Source organism: Streptomyces sp. NBC_00440, assembly GCF_036014215.1.
GTDB lineage: Bacteria > Actinomycetota > Actinomycetes > Streptomycetales > Streptomycetaceae > Streptomyces.
The window spans coordinates 7,217,861-7,234,468 of sequence record NZ_CP107921.1; the positions used below are offsets into that span (position 1 = coordinate 7,217,861).

Sequence of the window (16,608 nt, forward strand, 5' to 3'; positions counted from 1 at the left end):
CGCGATGTTTCCGCCGTTCCCGCGCCTGGCAGTATGCGGTGACGGGCGTCCGGGACGCGGGCACCGACAGCCATGCGCGCACCACACTCGACAAGGCGTCCGGGGAGAACTTCCCGGTAGCCCCGTTCTTCCTGCCGCGCGCCTGGCGCGACGACCTGATGGCGGTCTACGGCTACGCCCGGCTCGTCGACGACATCGGCGACGGGGACCTCGCGTCCCCCGCGACCGAGGCCCGGCTCCTGGGGCTCGACCCCGCGCGCGCCGACGACCGCCTCGCGATGCTCGACGCGTTCGAGGCCGACCTGCAGCGCGTCTTCGCCGGACCGGGCGAGCAGCCGCGCCACCCCATCCTGCGCACGCTCCGGCCGACCGTCCGCCGCTGCGCCCTCACCCCTGAGCCGTTCCTCGGGCTGATCGCGGCCAACCGCCAGGACCAGACGGTCCGGCGCTACGAAACCTACGAGGACCTCCTCGCGTACTGCGAGCTCTCGGCCAACCCCGTCGGCCGTCTCGTCCTGCAGATCACGGGCACGGCGAGCCCCGAGCGCATCCGGCGCTCCGACGCCGTCTGCACGGCGCTGCAGATCGCCGAGCACCTCCAGGACGTCGCCGAGGACCTCGGCCGCGACCGCATCTACCTTCCCGCCCGGGACATGAAGGAGTTCCACGTCCAGGAGGCGGATCTGGCGGTCCCGAGCGCGGGCGCATCGGTGCGCGCGCTCATCGCCTACGAAGCCGAACGCGCCCGGGGCCTGCTGAATGAAGGCGCCCCGCTGGTGGGTAGCGTCCATGGCAGGCTCAAGCTGCTGCTCGCCGGGTTCGTGGCCGGTGGAAGCGCCGCCCTCCAGGCGGTCTCCGCCGCCGGATTCGACGTGCTTCCCGGACCGCCCAAAGCCACCAAGTTCGGCCTGTTGCGCGAAACGGGAGCCGTCCTGCGAGGAACGCGTAGAGAGGGGTGAGCCGGACCGTGGAGGGACAAACGCCGGTTTCGGGGCCCGTGATGGCCGCGTACACGTACTGCGAGGCCGTCACGGGACAGCAGGCGCGGAATTTCGCGTACGGCATCAGGCTGCTGCCCGCCGACAAGCGGCAGGCCATGTCCGCGCTGTACGCCTTCTCGCGACGTGTGGACGACATCGGCGACGGGGAACTGGCCCCCGACGTCAAGCGGGAGCGGCTGGAATCGACGCGCGACCTCCTCGGACGGATCCGCGAAGGAGCCGTGGAGGAGGACGAAACCGATCCGGTCGCGGTGGCCCTGACCGACGCGGCACGCCGGTTCCCGATCCCGCTCGGCGGGCTCGACGAACTCATCGACGGCGTACTGATGGACGTACGCGGCGAGACCTATGAGACCTGGGACGACCTGGAGGTCTACTGCCGTTGCGTCGCGGGTGCCATCGGCCGGCTCTCGCTCGGAGTCTTCGGCAACGCCGCGAGCACGGCGGCCGCCGACCGGGCGTCCCAGTACGCCGACACGCTCGGCCTCGCACTCCAGCTCACCAACATCCTCCGGGACGTCCGCGAGGACGCGGGCAACGGCCGCACCTATCTCCCCGCTGAAGACCTCGCCAAGTTCGGCTGCTCGGACGGCTTCCACAGTGCGACGCCGCCGGCGGGCTCCGACTTCGCCGGTCTTGTGCACTTCGAGGTCCGCCGCGCCCGCGCCCTGTTCGCCGAGGGCTACCGGCTGCTGCCCTTCCTCGACCGCCGCAGCGGGGCATGCGTCGCCGCGATGGCCGGTATCTACCGGCGCCTCCTGGACCGCATCGAGCGCGACCCCGAGGCGGTCCTGCGCGGCCGGGTCTCGCTGCCCGGCCGGGAGAAGGCGTACGTCGCGGTCCGCGGTCTCTCCGGTCTCGACACCCGGAACATCACACGTCAGAGCGCCCGGAGGCGCGCCTGATGCCCCTCGACAGACCCGCTCCGCAACGGTCCGCCGAGCGGTACTCAACCTCCGGGGAAGATCACGCGTCCCTGACTTCGACAACCTGCCGTCCTCACCGGGACGGCCGGTCCTGGAAGGGGGGCGTATGACAGCCGACGCGGCGCGGCCGACGCGCGCGGTCGTGGTCGGCGGGGGGCTGGCCGGTACCACCGCCGCACTCGAACTCGCCGGCGCGGGCGTACGCGTGACCCTGCTCGAAGGCCGGCCCCGGCTGGGGGGTCTCGCCTTCTCCTTCCAGCGCGGCGAACTGACCGTCGACAACGGCCAGCACGTGTACCTGCGCTGCTGCACCGCGTACCGCTGGTTCCTCGACCGGATCGAAGGGGCCGCCCTAGCGCCCCTCCAGGACCGGCTCGACGTGCCCGTGCTCGACATCGCGCCCGCGAGCGGCCCGCGTCTTGGCCGGCTGCGCCGCAGCGGACTGCCGGTGCCGCTGCACCTGGCCCGGAGCCTCGCGACGTACCCGCATCTCTCGCTCGCCGAGCGGGCGAGTGTCGGCCGCGCCGCGCTGGCGCTCAAGGGACTCGACCTCGCCGATCCCGCCCTGGACGACACCGACTTCGCGAGCTGGCTGCGCGCGCACGGGCAGTCCGACCGCACCATCGAGGCCCTCTGGGACCTGGTGGGCGTCGCGACGCTCAACGCGACCGCGCCGCACGCCTCGCTGGGTCTCGCCGCGATGGTGTTCAAGACCGGGCTGCTCTCCGAAGCGGGCGCGGCCGACATCGGCTGGGCCCAGGTGCCGCTCGGCGCCCTGCACGACACGCTCGCCCGCAAGGCCCTCGACGCGGCGGGGGTGCGCACCGAACTGCGCGCCAGGGCCGCCGGTGTCGGCCGGGCCGCGGACGGGAGCTGGCGGGTGGAGACCGACGGCGAGACGCTGGAGGCCGACGCCGTGGTGCTCGCCGTACCGCAGCGCGAGGCCCATGCGCTGCTCCCCGAAGGGGCGCTCGACGAGCCGGAGAGGCTGCTGGAGATCGGTACGTCACCGATCCTCAACGTCCATGTCGTGTACGACCGCAAGGTGCTCCGCCGGCCCTTCTTCGCCGCGCTCGGCACCCCGGTCCAGTGGGTCTTCGACCGTACGGACTCCTCGGGTCTCCAGGGCGGCGGGCAGTACCTGGCGCTGTCCCAGTCCGTCGCCGACGACGACATCGACCAGCCCGTCTCCGTTCTCAGAGAGCGCTATCTCCCGGAGCTGGAGCGCCTGTTGCCCGCGGCGCGCGGCGCCGGTGTACGGGACTTCTTCGTCACCCGTGAGCGCACCGCGACCTTCACTCCGGCCCCCGGTGTCGGACGGCTGCGTCCCGGCGCCCGTACCCGCATCCCCGGCCTCTGCCTGGCCGGGGCGTGGACCGCCACTGGCTGGCCCGCGACCATGGAGGGCGCGGTGCGCAGCGGTCTCAGCGCCGCCGGTGCCGTGCTCACCACGCTCGGCCGTACCCACGACCATCCGCTTCAGGAGGCGGCATGAGCACTGTTACTGGAACAAGAGGAGAGCCTGTGACCCCGGCCGCAGACACCGTCGATATTGTCGCGCTCCTGGAGCGCGGACGGACCCTGTCCTCACCGGTGCTGCGCGCTGCCATTGACCGGCTCGCACCGCCCATGGACACGGTCGCCGCCTATCACTTCGGCTGGATCGACGCCGAGGGGCGCCCCGCGGACGGGGACGGCGGCAAGGCCGTACGCCCCGCGCTCGCGCTGCTGTCGGCCGAGGCAGCCGGAGCCTCGGCCGAAGCCGGGATCCCCGGCGCCGTCGCGGTGGAACTCGTGCACAACTTCTCGCTGCTGCACGACGACCTGATGGACGGTGACGAACAGCGCCGCCACCGGGACACCGTCTGGAAGGTGCACGGCCCCGCGCAGGCGATCCTCGTCGGCGACGCGCTCTTCGCGCTCGCGAACGAGATCCTGCTGGAGCTCGGCACCGTGGAGGCCGGCCGCGCCACGCGCCGTCTGACCACCGCCACCAGGAAACTGATCGACGGTCAGGCCCAGGACATCTCCTACGAGCACCGCGAACGGGTCACCGTCGAGGAGTGCCTGGAGATGGAGGGCAACAAGACGGGCGCCCTGCTGGCCTGCGCCGTCTCCATCGGTGCGGTGCTCGGCGGCGCCGACGACCGCACGGCCGACACGCTGGAGGCGTACGGCTACCACCTCGGCCTGGCGTTCCAGGCCGTCGATGACCTGCTCGGCATCTGGGGCGACCCGGAGGCCACCGGAAAACAGACCTGGAGCGATCTGCGCCAGCGCAAGAAGTCCCTGCCCGTCGTCGCGGCTCTCGCGGCCGGCGGACCGGCGTCGGAACGGCTGGGCGAACTGCTCGCAGCCGACGCCAAGAGCAGTGACTTCGACACGTTCTCCGAGGAGGAGTTCGCCGTACGGGCGGCTCTGATCGAGGAGGCGGGCGGCCGGGAGTGGACCTCGCAGGAGGCCCGCAGGCAGCACGCGATCGCGATCGACGCGCTCACCGGGGTCGAGATGCCGGAAAGGGTGCGGGCGCAGCTCATCGCGCTCGCCGACTTCGTCGTAGTACGGAAGAGATGATCACCATCGCCACATAACTCGCGGTCGCCGGCCGGTGTCCCCGGGACACCGGCCGACGGAGACCCCAGCACAGCAGAGGAAGCACTGCACGAAGGGGAAGCCATGACAGCGACGACCGACGGAAGCCCCGGAGCCATGGAGCCCCGCGCAGCCTCGGCAACGGGAACAGCTGAGACAACTACAGCAACTGCACCTACTGAAACCACCGAAACGATTCTTGCCGGTCACCCGGTGCATGACGCCGCCGAGCGGGCCGCAGAGCGCTCGGTCACATACCTGCTGGAAGCCCAGGACGCCCAGGGCTGGTGGAAGGGCGACCTGGAAACAAACGTGACCATGGACGCCGAAGACCTGCTGCTGCGGCAGTTCCTCGGAATCCAGGACGAGCGCACCACGAAGGCCGCCGGACAGTTCATCCGGGGCGAGCAGCGCGCGGACGGCACCTGGGCCACCTTCTTCGAGGGCCCCGGCGAACTCTCCACCACCATCGAGGCGTACGTGGCGCTGCGGCTCGCCGGGGACGCCCCCGACGCCCCGCACATGGCGCTGGCGTCCGCCTTCATCCGCGCCAACGGAGGCGTGGCCGCGAGCAGGGTGTTCACCAGGATCTGGCTCGCCCTCTTCGGTTGGTGGAAATGGGATGACCTCCCCGAGCTACCACCTGAGATGATTTTCCTGCCCAAGTGGTTCCCGCTCAACATCTACGATTTCGGCTGCTGGGCCCGGCAGACGATCGTGCCGCTCACCGTCGTCTCGGCGAAGCGCCCGGTCCGCCCGGCCCCCTTCGCACTCGACGAGCTGCACACCGACCCGGCCGACCCGAATCCGGCCAAGCGGCCTGCCCCGCTGGTCAGTTGGGACGGGGCGTTCCAGCACCTCGACAAGGCGCTGCACATCTACCACAAGGTCGCCCCTCGAAGACTCCGCAAGGTGGCCATGAACGCGGCGGCCCGGTGGATCATCGAGCGGCAGGAGAACGACGGCTGCTGGGGCGGCATCCAGCCGCCCGCCGTGTACTCGGTCATCGCACTCCATCTGCTCGGTTACGACATCGACCACCCCGTGATGCGGGCGGGCCTGGAGTCGCTGGACCGGTTCGCCATCTGGCGCGAGGACGGCGCCCGCATGATCGAGGCCTGCCAGTCCCCGGTGTGGGACACCTGTCTGGCCACGATCGCGCTGGCCGACGCGGGCCTGAGCCCCGACCACCCGGCCCTCGTCAGGGCCGCCGAGTGGATGCTCGCCGAGGAGATCGACCGGCCGGGCGACTGGGCGGTCCGCCGCCCCGGACTCGCCCCCGGTGGCTGGGCGTTCGAGTTCCACAACGACAACTACCCCGACATCGACGACACCGCCGAGGTCGCCCTCGCGCTGCGCCGGGTCCGGGTGCCGGACCGGGCGCGGCTGGAAGGGGCCATCGCGCGCGGTGTGCGCTGGAACCTCGGTATGCAGTGCAAGGACGGTGGCTGGGGCGCCTTCGACGCCGACAACACCAGCCCGTTCCCCAACCGGCTGCCGTTCTGCGACTTCGGCGAGGTCATCGACCCGCCGTCGGCCGATGTCACCGGCCATGTCGTGGAGATGCTCGCCGTCGAGGGCAAGACGCACGACCCGCGCACCCGGCGCGGCATCGAGTGGCTGCTCGCCGAACAGGAGGCGACCGGCGCCTGGTTCGGGCGCTGGGGCGTCAACTACATCTACGGCACCGGGTCGGTGGTCCCGGCCCTCACCGCGGCCGGGCTGCCCGTCTCCCATCCGGCGATCCGCCGTGCGGTCTCCTGGCTGGAGTCCGTACAGAACGAGGACGGCGGCTGGGGCGAGGACCTGCGCTCGTACAAGGAGGAGGAGTGGATCGGGCACGGCGCTTCGACGCCCTCCCAGACCGCCTGGGCGCTGCTGGCGCTGCTCGCGGCGGGGGAGCGGGAGAACAAGGCCGTGGAGCGGGGTGTCTCCTGGCTCGCCGAGACGCAGCGCCAGGACGGCTCATGGGACGAGCCGTACTTCACCGGCACCGGCTTCCCCTGGGACTTCTCGATCAACTACAACCTGTACCGGCAGGTCTTCCCGCTGACCGCGCTGGGACGGTACGTCAACGGTGAGCCCTTCGCCGGAACCCGGCAGGGGAGCTGATGACCGAGGCTCCGGGCAGCGCCCCGCTGCTGATCGCCTGTGCGCTGGGCATCGAGCGGTTCGCCCTGCGCACGGGCGGCCGCCGCGGCGGCGCACCGGGCCCGGTGACCGTACTCCGTACGGGCATGGGGCCCGAGGCGGCCGCGTACGCCGTCACCCGCACACTCGGTGAGCTCCCCTCGCGGGAGTCCGCCGTGATCGCTTCCGGCTTCTGCGCCGGTCTCGCACCCGGAATGCATCCGGGTGATGTGATCGTCGCCGATGAGACCAGGGACAGCAGGGGCGCCACCGCCTGCGTGGGCACCGAGGTGCTCGCAAAAGCACTCGCCGCCGCCCTGCCCGGGCGTACTGTGCACACCGGTCCGCTGACCGGGTCAGACCATGTTGTACGCGGCCACGAAAGGGCCGAGCTGCGTGCCACAGGGGCGATCGCCGTGGACATGGAATCCGCGGCGACGCTCTGGAGTGCTGTACGGACCGGGCCCCGCCCGGTTGCGGCCGTACGAGTGGTCGTGGACGCTCCAGAACATGAACTCGTCCGTATTGGGACGGTACGCGGTGGAATATCGGCCTTCCGCGTACTCCGTGCCGTCCTTCCAGCTTTCTATGAATGGCACCGTTCTTTGCTGCTCCCCAGGAGGTGAGCTAGATGGCCATGCCGCTCCGTCAGACCATCAGGGTCGGGACGTATCTCTTCGAACAGAAGCTCCGCAAGCGTGAGAAGTTCCCGTTGATCGTCGAGCTGGAGCCGCTCTTCGCGTGCAACCTCGCATGTGAGGGCTGCGGGAAGATCCAGCATCCGGCGGGAGTGCTCAAGCAGCGCATGCCGGTGGCGCAGGCAGTGGGGGCCGTCCTTGAATCGGGTGCTCCGATGGTTTCCATCGCGGGTGGTGAGCCCCTCATGCACCCGCAGATCCATGAAATCGTGCGCCAGCTGGTGGCAAAGAAGAAATATGTCTTCCTTTGCACCAACGCGATGCTGATGCGCAAGAAGATGGACAAGTTCACGCCTTCGCCCTACTTCGCGTTCACCGTGCACATCGACGGGCTGCGCGAGCGGCACGACGAGTCGGTGGCGAAGGAGGGAGTGTTCGACGAAGCCGTGGAGGCGATCAAGGAGGCCAAGAGGCGCGGTTTCCGCGTCACGACCAACTCCACCTTCTTCAACACGGACACCCCGCAGAACATCATCGAGGTGCTCAACTACCTCAATGACGATCTGGAGGTGGACGAGATGATGATCTCGCCCGCCTATGCCTACGAGAAGGCCCCGGACCAGGAGCACTTCCTGGGGGTCGAGCAGACCCGGGAACTCTTCAAGAAGTCCTTCGCCGGCGGGAACAGGGGCCGCTGGCGCCTGAACCACTCGCCGCTCTTCCTGGACTTCCTGGAAGGCAAGGTGGACTTCCCCTGCACCGCGTGGGCCATTCCCAACTACTCGCTCTTCGGCTGGCAGCGCCCCTGCTATCTGATGAACGACGGGTATGTCCCCACGTACAAGGAGCTGGTCGAGAAGACCGACTGGGACAAGTACGGCCGGGGCAAGGACGACCGCTGTGCCAACTGCATGGCGCACTGCGGTTACGAGCCGACTGCCGTACTCGCCACGATGAGCTCCCTCAAGGAGACCATCCGGGCCGCCCGCGAGACGGTTTCAGGAAACCGCGGGTGACGTGACGGTCGCAGGAGAGCCTGCCGCACCCGGGCTCCCCGAGCCGCCGGCCCGACCTGTCCAGGTCGGGCCGGCGGCCGTAGAGCCTTTCGGGTGACCTTCGATCGCCCGATCAGAGGCCGGCCGAAAGGCTCTCAGGCGCGTACGCGCCGGTTCCGGTGCTGTCGATGACCCGGGCGCCGGCTCCGTCACCGACCGGCACCGGATGTGTGAGCGATACAAAATCCGAGAGGGGGCCCAAGCGTGTCGATCTTGGAGAATATCCGGGGACCGCACGACCTGAAGGCGCTCGCCGAGGCGGAACTCGGTGAACTGGCCGTAGAAATAAGGGAGTTCCTGATCCAGGCGGTAGCCAGGACCGGGGGACACCTGGGGCCGAACCTGGGGGTGGTCGAACTCGCCGTCGCGCTGCACCGGGTCTTCGACTCACCCGTCGACCGCATCCTGTGGGACACCGGCCACCAGAGCTATGTGCACAAGCTGCTCACCGGCCGGCAGGACTTCTCCAAACTGCGCAGCAAGGGCGGCCTCTCCGGCTACCCCTCCCGCGAGGAGTCCGAGCACGACGTCATCGAGAACTCGCACGCCTCCACGGTGCTGGGCTGGGCCGACGGCCTCGCCAAGGCCAACGAGGTGCTCGGCAGGACCGGCCATGTGGTCGCCGTGATCGGTGACGGCGCGCTCACCGGCGGCATGGCCTGGGAGGCGCTCAACAACATCGCGGCCGCCAGGGACCGCCCGCTGATCATCGTCGTGAACGACAACGGCCGCTCGTACGGCCCGACGATCGGCGGCCTGGCCAACCACTTCGCCACCCTCCGCACGACCGACGGCTACGAGCGGGCCCTCGCCTGGGGCAAGGACATGCTCCGGGCGGCCCCCGTCGTGGGACAGCCGCTGTACGAGTCGCTGCACGGCGCGAAGAAGGGGTTCAAGGACGCCTTCGCACCGCAGGGCATGTTCGAGGACCTGGGGCTGAAGTACGTCGGCCCGGTCGACGGGCACGACCTGACGGCCGTGCAGTCGGCACTGAACCGGGCCAAGCGCTTCCACGGTCCTGTGCTCGTGCACTGCCTCACCGAGAAGGGGCGCGGCTACCGGCCCGCGCTGGAGGACGAAGCGGACCGCTTCCACACCGTCAGCGTCATGGACCCGCTGACCTGCGCCCCGCTCGCCCCGCCCGGCGGACCCTCCTGGACCTCGGTGTTCGGCGCCGAGATCGCCGCGATCGGAGCCGAACGCCCCGATGTCGTCGCCATCACGGCGGCGATGCTGCACCCGGTCGGCCTCACCGAGTTCGCCGAGCGCTTCCCCGACCGCGTCTGGGACGTCGGGATCGCCGAACAGCACGCGGCGGTCTCGGCCGCCGGACTCGCCACCGGGGGTCTGCACCCGGTGGTCGCCGTGTACGCGACCTTCCTCAACCGGGCACTCGACCAGCTCCTGATGGACGTGGCCCTGCACCGGTGCGGGGTGACGTTCGTCCTCGACCGGGCCGGGGTCACCGGCGTCGACGGGCCCTCGCACAACGGCATGTGGGACATGTCCGTCCTCCAGGCCGTACCGGGACTGCGGATAGCCGCGCCCCGGGACGCCGACCAGCTCCGCGCCCAGCTGCGGGAGGCGGTCGACGTGGACGACGCGCCGACCGTACTGCGCTTCCCCAAGGAGTCGGTGGGCGAGCCGCTCCCGGCGGTCGGCCGGGTCGGCGGTATGGACGTACTGCACCGGGCGGACCGGCCTCAGGTGCTGCTGGTCGCCGTCGGGGTGCTCGCCCCGGTCTGCCTGCAGGCGGCCGAACTCCTCGAAGGCGGCGGCGTCGGCTGTACGGTCGTCGACCCGCGCTGGGTCAAACCGGTGGACGCCGAACTCCCCGAACTCGCCGCCGGACACCGGCTGGTCGCGGTCGCCGAGGACAACAGCCGCAGCGGCGGCGTGGGTTCGGCGGTCGGTCAGGCGCTGCGGGACGCCGGGGTCGACGTACCGCTGCGGACCTTCGGAATCCCCGAGCAGTTCCTCCCGCACGCCAAACGTGCCGAAGTGCTGGCCGACATCGGGCTCACGCCCGTCGAGATCGCAGGACGGATCAGCGCCGCCCTGAAAGCCAAGGAGAAGACGGAATGACGGAAGGCGCACCCAAGGGTTTCGACCTGACGACCCTGCTGGCCGAACGAGGTGCCGAGCGCTACGAGCTGCACACCCGGTACCTCAACCACCAGCTGCCGAGAATGCTGCACACCATCGGCTTCGACAACGTCTACGAGCGTGCCGAGGGCGCCCACTTCTGGGACGCGGACGGCAACGACTACCTCGACATGCTCGCGGGCTTCGGGGTCATGGGGCTCGGCCGGCACCATCCGGTCGTCCGCAAGGCGCTGCACGACGTCCTGGACGCCTCGCTCGCCGACCTGACCCGCTTCGACTGCCAGCCGCTGCCCGGCCTGCTCGCCGAGAAGCTGCTGGCCCACTCGCCGCACCTGGACCGGGTGTTCTTCGGCAACAGCGGTACGGAAGCCGTCGAGACGGCGCTGAAGTTCGCCAGGTACGCCACAGGTAAGCCCAGGATCCTCTACTGCTCGCACGCCTTCCACGGGCTGACGACCGGCTCGCTCTCGGTGAACGGCGAGGACGGCTTCCGGGACGGATTCGCACCGCTGCTGCCCGATACGGCGATCAGCATGGGCGATCTGGCCGCGCTGGAACGCGAGTTGAAGCGCGGGGACGTGGCGGGCTTCGTCGTCGAGCCGATCCAGGGCAAGGGGGTCCTGGAGTCCCCGCCCGGCTTCCTGCGGGCGGCCCAGGAGCTGCTGCACCGGCACAAGGCCCTGCTGATCGCCGACGAGGTGCAGACGGGACTCGGGCGGACCGGTGACTTCTACGCCTACCAGCACGAGGAGGGCGTCGAACCGGACCTGGTCTGTGTGGCCAAGTCGCTCTCCGGCGGGTACGTACCGGTCAGCGCGACCCTGGGCAAGGACTGGATCTTCAAGAAGGTCTACTCGTCCATGGACCGGGTGCTGGTCCACTCGGCGAGCTTCGGCTCCAACGCCCAGGCGATGGCCGCCGGGCTCGCCGTACTCTCGGTGATGGAGGACGAGGAGACCGTCGCCCACGCCCGCACGACCGGCGAGCTGCTGAAGTCCCGGCTGGCCGCGCTGATTCCCCGCTACGAGCTGCTCCACGACGTACGCGGCCGGGGGCTGATGATCGGCATCGAGTTCGGCCGCCCCACGTCGCTGAAGCTCCGCAGCCGGTGGACCATGCTCCAGGCGGCCCGCAAGGGGCTCTTCGCGCAGATGGTCGTCGTACCGCTGCTCCAGAAGCACCGCATCCTCACCCAGGTCTCCGGGGACCATCTGGAAGTGATCAAACTGATCCCGCCGCTGGTCATCGGTGAGGCGGACGTGGACCGTTTCGTCGAGGCGTTCACCGCTGTCATGGACGACGCGCACGGCGGTGGCGGACTCATGTGGGACTTCGGGCGGACCCTGGTGAAGCAGGCGGTCGCCAACCGCTGAGGGCCGACGGCTTTTTGCCTCAGAGGCAAGAAAGTTGCCTCTGAGGCATTCTGCTGTCCCAATGGTGGGTATGAGCACCCCAGCGGAGGATCTGCCCGATGTCGCCCCGCGCCTGCGCGAACTGCGCCGGCGCGGACGGCTCACGCTGGAGGCCGCCGCCCGCAGGGCCGGTCTCTCCCCGGCGCACCTCTCCCGGCTGGAGACCGGAGCACGGCAGCCGTCGCTGCCCATGCTGCTCTCGCTGGCCCGCATCTACGGTACGTCGGTCTCCGAGCTGCTCGGCGAGGTGCCGCCCGAGCGGGACCCGATCATCCGGGGCGACCGCCGGGACTCCGTCGAGGCCGACGGCTGGACGTACCACACGGCGGGCTCCCCGGGCCGGGCGATGCAGGCCCTGCGCGTGGAAGTGCCGTACGGGGCGCAGGGCGAGCTCGTCCGGGTCCATCCCGGCGAGGAGTGGATCTACGTCCTCAGCGGCAAGCTGCGGCTGACCCTGGGGGACGCGGCGCACGACCTCGACCCCGGGGACAGCGCCCACTTCGACTCGCTCACCCCGCACCGGATCGCCGCGGCGACCCGAGGCGGGACCGAGCTGCTCTTCATGCACACCCTGCTGCAGAGCCCCGACCTGCACTGAGCCCGGTCCTGCACTGAGCCCTGAGCCGCACTGAGCCCGGTCCTGCACGCGATCCGTTCCGAAGAGAGGCCGACCATGCCGGAAACAGAAACAGACCCGGAGAAGCCGCATCGCGAGAGCGCGCACCCGGAGAAGTCGAGCGAGGAGAAGAAGTTCCCCCGGGGGCTCGTCATCCGGCTCTTCGCCTATCTGGTGGCGGGCCACCTCTTCGCCGGTTTCCTCTATCTGCTGTTCACGCTCGGCGGTCAGCAGTAGCCGTCCGGCCGTCCTCGCCCGGTGGCTCAGGCGGCGTCTTCGAGCAGCCGCGCGCGCAGCTTCTCGCGCGTCTCCGGGCTGAGCTTCAGACCCTCGGTGAGATAGCGGCCGGTGGTGCCCCACGTCTCGTCGATGGCCGCGAAGGCCATCTCCAGATACTCGGCGCGGGCCTCGAAGAGCGGGCTCAGCAGCCGCATGACCTCGTCGGAGTTCGCGTCGGGCGACTTGTCACTGCGCTTGTACAGGTAGCGCCGCCGGGGGTCGTTCGACTTGAGGTAGTCCGCCTCGACGGCGTCGCGCTCCACCCCCACCGCGAGCAGCGTCACCGCTATCGAGAGTCCCGCCCGGTCCTTGCCCGCCGCACAGTGCATCAGGGCAGGCACGCTGTCCTCGGCGAGAGCGTGCAGCACTCGGCTGTGCTCGGCGGTCCTGGTGGTGATGATCGACCGGTACGAACTGGCCATCCGGCCCGCGGCCCGGTCATCGGAGAGGACCTGGCGCAGCTGGTCCAGATCGCCGTCGCTGACCATGCGCCAGAACTCGGAACCGTCCGCCGGGTCCGTCAGCGGGATGTTGACATTGCGGACGCCCGCCAGCTCGACGTCCCGTCCGTCCAGGGCCACGTCGGAGGCGTTGCGGAAGTCGAAGATCGTGTGGAGCCCGAGTGAGGACAGGAAAGCCGCGTCCTCGGCGGTCGCGTGCGCGAGGTGACCGCTGCGGAACAGCCTGCCCTGTCGCACCCGCCGTCCGTCCACGGTCGGCAGTCCGCCCACATCGCGGAAATTGCGGACTCCGGCAAGCTCGGGTTCTGCCGACGGGACCTGCGGAAGTTGCTGCGTCACGGGGCTCCTCGGTGTCCTGCCGGCGCGGCTGGTCGCCGCCGTCGGCGCGTGGTGGACCAGTGCCGTGGCACCGGCCGTCCGGCCGTGTCGTAACGGCCCTGGATTTTTGACGATACGACATCGGTGCGCCATGCAGGCATCGTGCCCCGGAGAAGCGCGGACGCTTGCCTTATTCCGTCTTTAGACAAACTGCCCAGGTGGCCTTTCTCACGGCCCGTCACCCCCTTAATACGGTCGCGTAGGTCACATCGCGAGGTGCAGGATTGGCCGTTGTGGCAGACGATTCGGCAATTTCGGCAATCAAGAACAGAGACATCATCGGGTCGTACGCGGCGATCGGCGACAGCTTCACCGAGGGAGTCGGAGACCCCGGACCCGACGGGAAGTTCGTCGGCTGGGCCGACCGGCTCGCCGTACTCCTGGACGACCGCGTCCCCGAACACACCTTCCGTTACGCGAACCTCGCGGTGCGCGGACGCCTCCTCGACCAGATCGTCGAGGAGCAGGTCCCGCGGGCCAAGGAGCTCGCCCCCGACCTGGTCAGCTTCTCGGCGGGCGGCAACGACATCATCCGGCCGGGCTCCGACCCGGACGACGCGGCCGAGCGCTTCGAGCGGGCGCTCGTCGATCTGACCGGCTCGGTCGGCACCGTCATGGTGACCACCGGGTTCGACACCCGCGGTGTGCCGGTCCTGCGCCATCTGCGCGGCAAGATCGCCACGTACAACGAGCACGTGCGGGTCATCGCCGCCCGGCACGGCGCCCCGGTGCTCGACCTGTGGTCCCTCAAGACCATCCAGGACAGGCGCGCCTGGGACGACGACCGGCTGCACCTGTCGCCCGAGGGCCACACGCGTGTCGCGCTGCGGGCCGCGCAGGTGCTCGGTCTCGACGTACCCGCGGACCCGGACCAGCCGTGGCCCCCGGAGCCGCCGCGCGGCTCGGCCGAGGTACGGCGCGACAACATCCACTGGGCCCGTGAACACCTGGTGCCGTGGATAGGCCGCAGGCTCCGCGGCGAGTCGTCCGGCGACCATGTGGAGGCCAAGCGCCCCGACCTGCTGCCGCTCTGACGCGGGTCCGCAGGCCCGGCACGGATCCGGCGGGACAGATCCGTGCCCCGGCGGCGGCAGCGACCGTTCACGGGGCCGTTCCTCCACGGTCGTGCCCGCCGCACATAAGCGTCGTGCTCGCCGCACATAATGGATCGACATCGCACACCTGGAGGTCCTCGTGCCCGATTCCCGTTCTCTGTCGCCCCGGCTCCGCGCGCTGCGGCCGGAGAGCTTCGGTGCGGACCCGGCCGGAGAGCGGATGGCGCGTATCCGCCGCTCACCGAACTTCGCCGACGGCGTGTTCCAGAACCCGGTGGGCGCCAGGACCCGGCCGGCCGGCTCCATGACCGAGTTCGCGAAGGTCTACTTCCGCAAGGAGGAGCGGGCCCTCAGGTCCCCCGAAGGCACTGTGCCCGTCCACGCGACCACGGTCGCCGACCTCGCGAAGCCACCGGCCTCGGGGCTGCGGCTCACCTGGATGGGTCACTCCACCGTGCTCGCCGAGATCGACGGCCGGCGGGTGCTGTTCGATCCGGTCTGGGGCAAGCGCTGCTCACCGTTCTCGTTCGCGGGGCCGAAGCGGCTGCACCCGGTGCCGCTGCCGCTCGCCGCTCTGGGGCCCGTCGACACCGTGGTGATCTCGCACGACCACTACGACCACCTGGACCTCCCCACCATCAAGGCACTCGCCGGAACCGACACGGTCTTCGCCGTACCGCTCGGCGTGGGCGCCCACCTGGAGCGCTGGGGCGTGCCCGCGGCCCGGCTGCGCGAGCTGGACTGGAACGAGACCGCGGAAGTGGCAGGCATCCGGCTGACCGCCACGCCGGCCAGGCACTTCTGCGGCCGGGGGCTGCGCAACCAGCAGCACACGCTCTGGGCGTCCTGGGCCGTCGCCGGACCCGAGCACCGGATCTACCACAGCGGTGACACCGGGTACTTCCCCGGATTCGTGGACATCGGCGCCGCGCACGGCCCCTTCGACGCCACGATGATCCAGATCGGCGCTTATTCGGAGTACTGGCCCGACATCCACATGACCCCGGCCGAAGGCGTGCGGGCCCATCTGGATCTCCAGGGCGGTAAGCCCGGTGGTGTGCTGCTGCCCATCCACTGGGGCACCTTCAACCTCGCCACGCACCCGTGGGCGGAGCCCGGCGAGTGGACGCGGGACGCCGCGGGGGAGGCCGGGCAGGCAGTGGCGCTGCCCAGGGCCGGGGAACCCTTCGAGCCCACCGGCAAGATCCCGTCCGAGCCGTGGTGGCGGGCGGTGTCCCCGCCGGTCGCCCACCCGTGGCGCGCCACCGTGGAACCGGACACCGCCCCGGCCGACCGGAGCGGACTCGGCCTCGCGGAGGAGCAGCACACCTGAGCACTGGGCCCCTGCTCACCGCCCGGCGAGAGCCCGCCGGTGAGCGGGGGCCGAGTGCGCCCTACGGCCGCCGTACCGCGAACTGGAAGCAGCCGTATTCCACGGCGCGTACGTGCACCATCGCCACCTCCGGGATCGCGAACGCATCGTCGAAGGCCCGGTCGAAACCGGCCCCGGCGTCCTCGGGGATTTCGAAGAGACGGCCGCCGATGATGTGCCCCTCGGCGTTGTAGCGCCGGATGGTGCGCTGCGCCCCGGGACGTGCGAAGGGGTAGCCGTGGGCGTCGCGCGGACCCTCGCACTCGTCGGCGTGGATGAACACCGGCCCCGCTTCGTCGTACGCCCCTGGGGCGGCGCCCGTCGCAGCCGCCCACCGCCGCAGGGGTGCGTACGAGACAAGAGCCACCCGCTCGCCGGGCTCGACGGCCCGCAGACAGCAGCGCAGCGGGCTGCCCACGGAGTCGACGGGAATGCCGTCCTCACGGGCGGTGTACGGCCGCAGGGGCCGGCCCGAGTCGTCGGAGACGCGGAGTTCCCGCAGGGCGGCGGGCGGAATGGGAAGAGCTGCGAAGGCGGTCATGGCTCCACTCTCGGCGGCGCGCCCCGAAGGCGCTGGCGGGATTCTG

Annotated in this window: 15 protein-coding genes; 13 read left to right on the forward strand and 2 right to left on the reverse strand. The window is 70.4% G+C overall.

From position 1 onward, the window contains the following. Positions 1–38: 38 nt before the first annotated feature. The 11 genes from hpnC to OHB13_RS32220 all read left to right on the forward strand — a co-directional run bounded on the left by hpnC (position 39) and on the right by OHB13_RS32220 (position 12,713). Positions 39–959: a squalene synthase HpnC gene (gene hpnC / locus OHB13_RS32170; RefSeq protein WP_266851147.1), complete on the forward strand. Its 921-nt coding sequence runs from the start codon at positions 39–41 to the stop codon at positions 957–959. Further along, positions 956–1,906 carry a presqualene diphosphate synthase HpnD gene (gene hpnD, locus OHB13_RS32175; RefSeq protein ID WP_328379425.1) on the forward strand — a complete coding sequence of 317 codons (951 nt, stop codon included), beginning with the start codon at positions 956–958 and terminating at the stop codon, positions 1,904–1,906. The genes hpnC and hpnD overlap by 4 nt, the downstream gene beginning before the upstream one ends. A 127-nt stretch (positions 1,907–2,033) precedes the next feature. Continuing rightward, positions 2,034–3,422: a hydroxysqualene dehydroxylase HpnE gene (gene hpnE / locus OHB13_RS32180; RefSeq protein ID WP_328379426.1), complete on the forward strand. Its 1,389-nt coding sequence runs from the start codon at positions 2,034–2,036 to the stop codon at positions 3,420–3,422. After that, positions 3,419–4,501, forward strand: coding sequence for a polyprenyl synthetase family protein (locus OHB13_RS32185; RefSeq protein WP_266851141.1), 1,083 nt, complete (start codon positions 3,419–3,421; stop codon positions 4,499–4,501). Before hpnE ends, OHB13_RS32185 begins: the two co-directional genes overlap by 4 nt. Positions 4,502–4,603: 102 nt before the next feature. Next, entirely contained in the window at positions 4,604–6,631 is a 2,028-nt protein-coding gene (shc, locus tag OHB13_RS32190) for a squalene--hopene cyclase (RefSeq protein ID WP_328379427.1), read from the forward strand. Then, complete coding sequence (locus OHB13_RS32195; protein WP_328379428.1) at positions 6,631–7,275, forward strand: phosphorylase family protein; 645 nt, start codon at positions 6,631–6,633, stop codon at positions 7,273–7,275. The genes shc and OHB13_RS32195 overlap by 1 nt, the downstream gene beginning before the upstream one ends. A 5-nt stretch (positions 7,276–7,280) precedes the next feature. After that, a complete protein-coding gene (gene hpnH / locus OHB13_RS32200) occupies positions 7,281–8,303 on the forward strand; it encodes an adenosyl-hopene transferase HpnH (protein WP_266851135.1) in 1,023 nt (340 codons plus the stop codon). Positions 8,304–8,546: 243 nt separating this feature from the next. Next, positions 8,547–10,427 carry a 1-deoxy-D-xylulose-5-phosphate synthase gene (gene dxs, locus OHB13_RS32205; protein WP_328379429.1) on the forward strand — a complete coding sequence of 627 codons (1,881 nt, stop codon included), beginning with the start codon at positions 8,547–8,549 and terminating at the stop codon, positions 10,425–10,427. Beyond that, positions 10,424–11,821: an aspartate aminotransferase family protein gene (locus OHB13_RS32210; protein ID WP_266851131.1), complete on the forward strand. Its 1,398-nt coding sequence runs from the start codon at positions 10,424–10,426 to the stop codon at positions 11,819–11,821. Before dxs ends, OHB13_RS32210 begins: the two co-directional genes overlap by 4 nt. A gap of 70 nt (positions 11,822–11,891) precedes the next feature. Then, a complete protein-coding gene (locus OHB13_RS32215) occupies positions 11,892–12,458 on the forward strand; it encodes a helix-turn-helix domain-containing protein (RefSeq protein ID WP_328379430.1) in 567 nt (188 codons plus the stop codon). Positions 12,459–12,533: 75 nt separating this feature from the next. Beyond that, a complete protein-coding gene (locus OHB13_RS32220; protein WP_266851127.1) occupies positions 12,534–12,713 on the forward strand; it encodes a DUF6126 family protein in 180 nt (59 codons plus the stop codon). 26 nt (positions 12,714–12,739) lie between these two features. On the opposite strand, the gene OHB13_RS32225 is transcribed toward OHB13_RS32220, so the two are convergent. Further along, positions 12,740–13,555, reverse strand: coding sequence for a tyrosine-protein phosphatase (locus OHB13_RS32225; RefSeq protein ID WP_328379431.1), 816 nt, complete (start codon positions 13,553–13,555; stop codon positions 12,740–12,742). Positions 13,556–13,827: 272 nt separating this feature from the next. Between OHB13_RS32225 and OHB13_RS32230 the strand changes: the two genes are divergently transcribed. Further along, positions 13,828–14,628: an SGNH/GDSL hydrolase family protein gene (locus OHB13_RS32230; protein WP_328379432.1), complete on the forward strand. Its 801-nt coding sequence runs from the start codon at positions 13,828–13,830 to the stop codon at positions 14,626–14,628. Positions 14,629–14,788: 160 nt separating this feature from the next. Beyond that, on the forward strand, positions 14,789–15,982 hold the full coding sequence (locus tag OHB13_RS32235) for an MBL fold metallo-hydrolase (protein ID WP_266851122.1): 1,194 nt from the start codon (positions 14,789–14,791) through the stop codon (positions 15,980–15,982). A 61-nt stretch (positions 15,983–16,043) separates the two neighbouring features. On the opposite strand, the gene OHB13_RS32240 is transcribed toward OHB13_RS32235, so the two are convergent. After that, the gene (locus tag OHB13_RS32240) at positions 16,044–16,562 is read right to left on the reverse strand and encodes a DUF1203 domain-containing protein (RefSeq protein ID WP_328379433.1); all 519 of its coding nucleotides are present in this window, start codon (positions 16,560–16,562) and stop codon (positions 16,044–16,046) included. Positions 16,563–16,608: the final 46 nt, after the last annotated feature.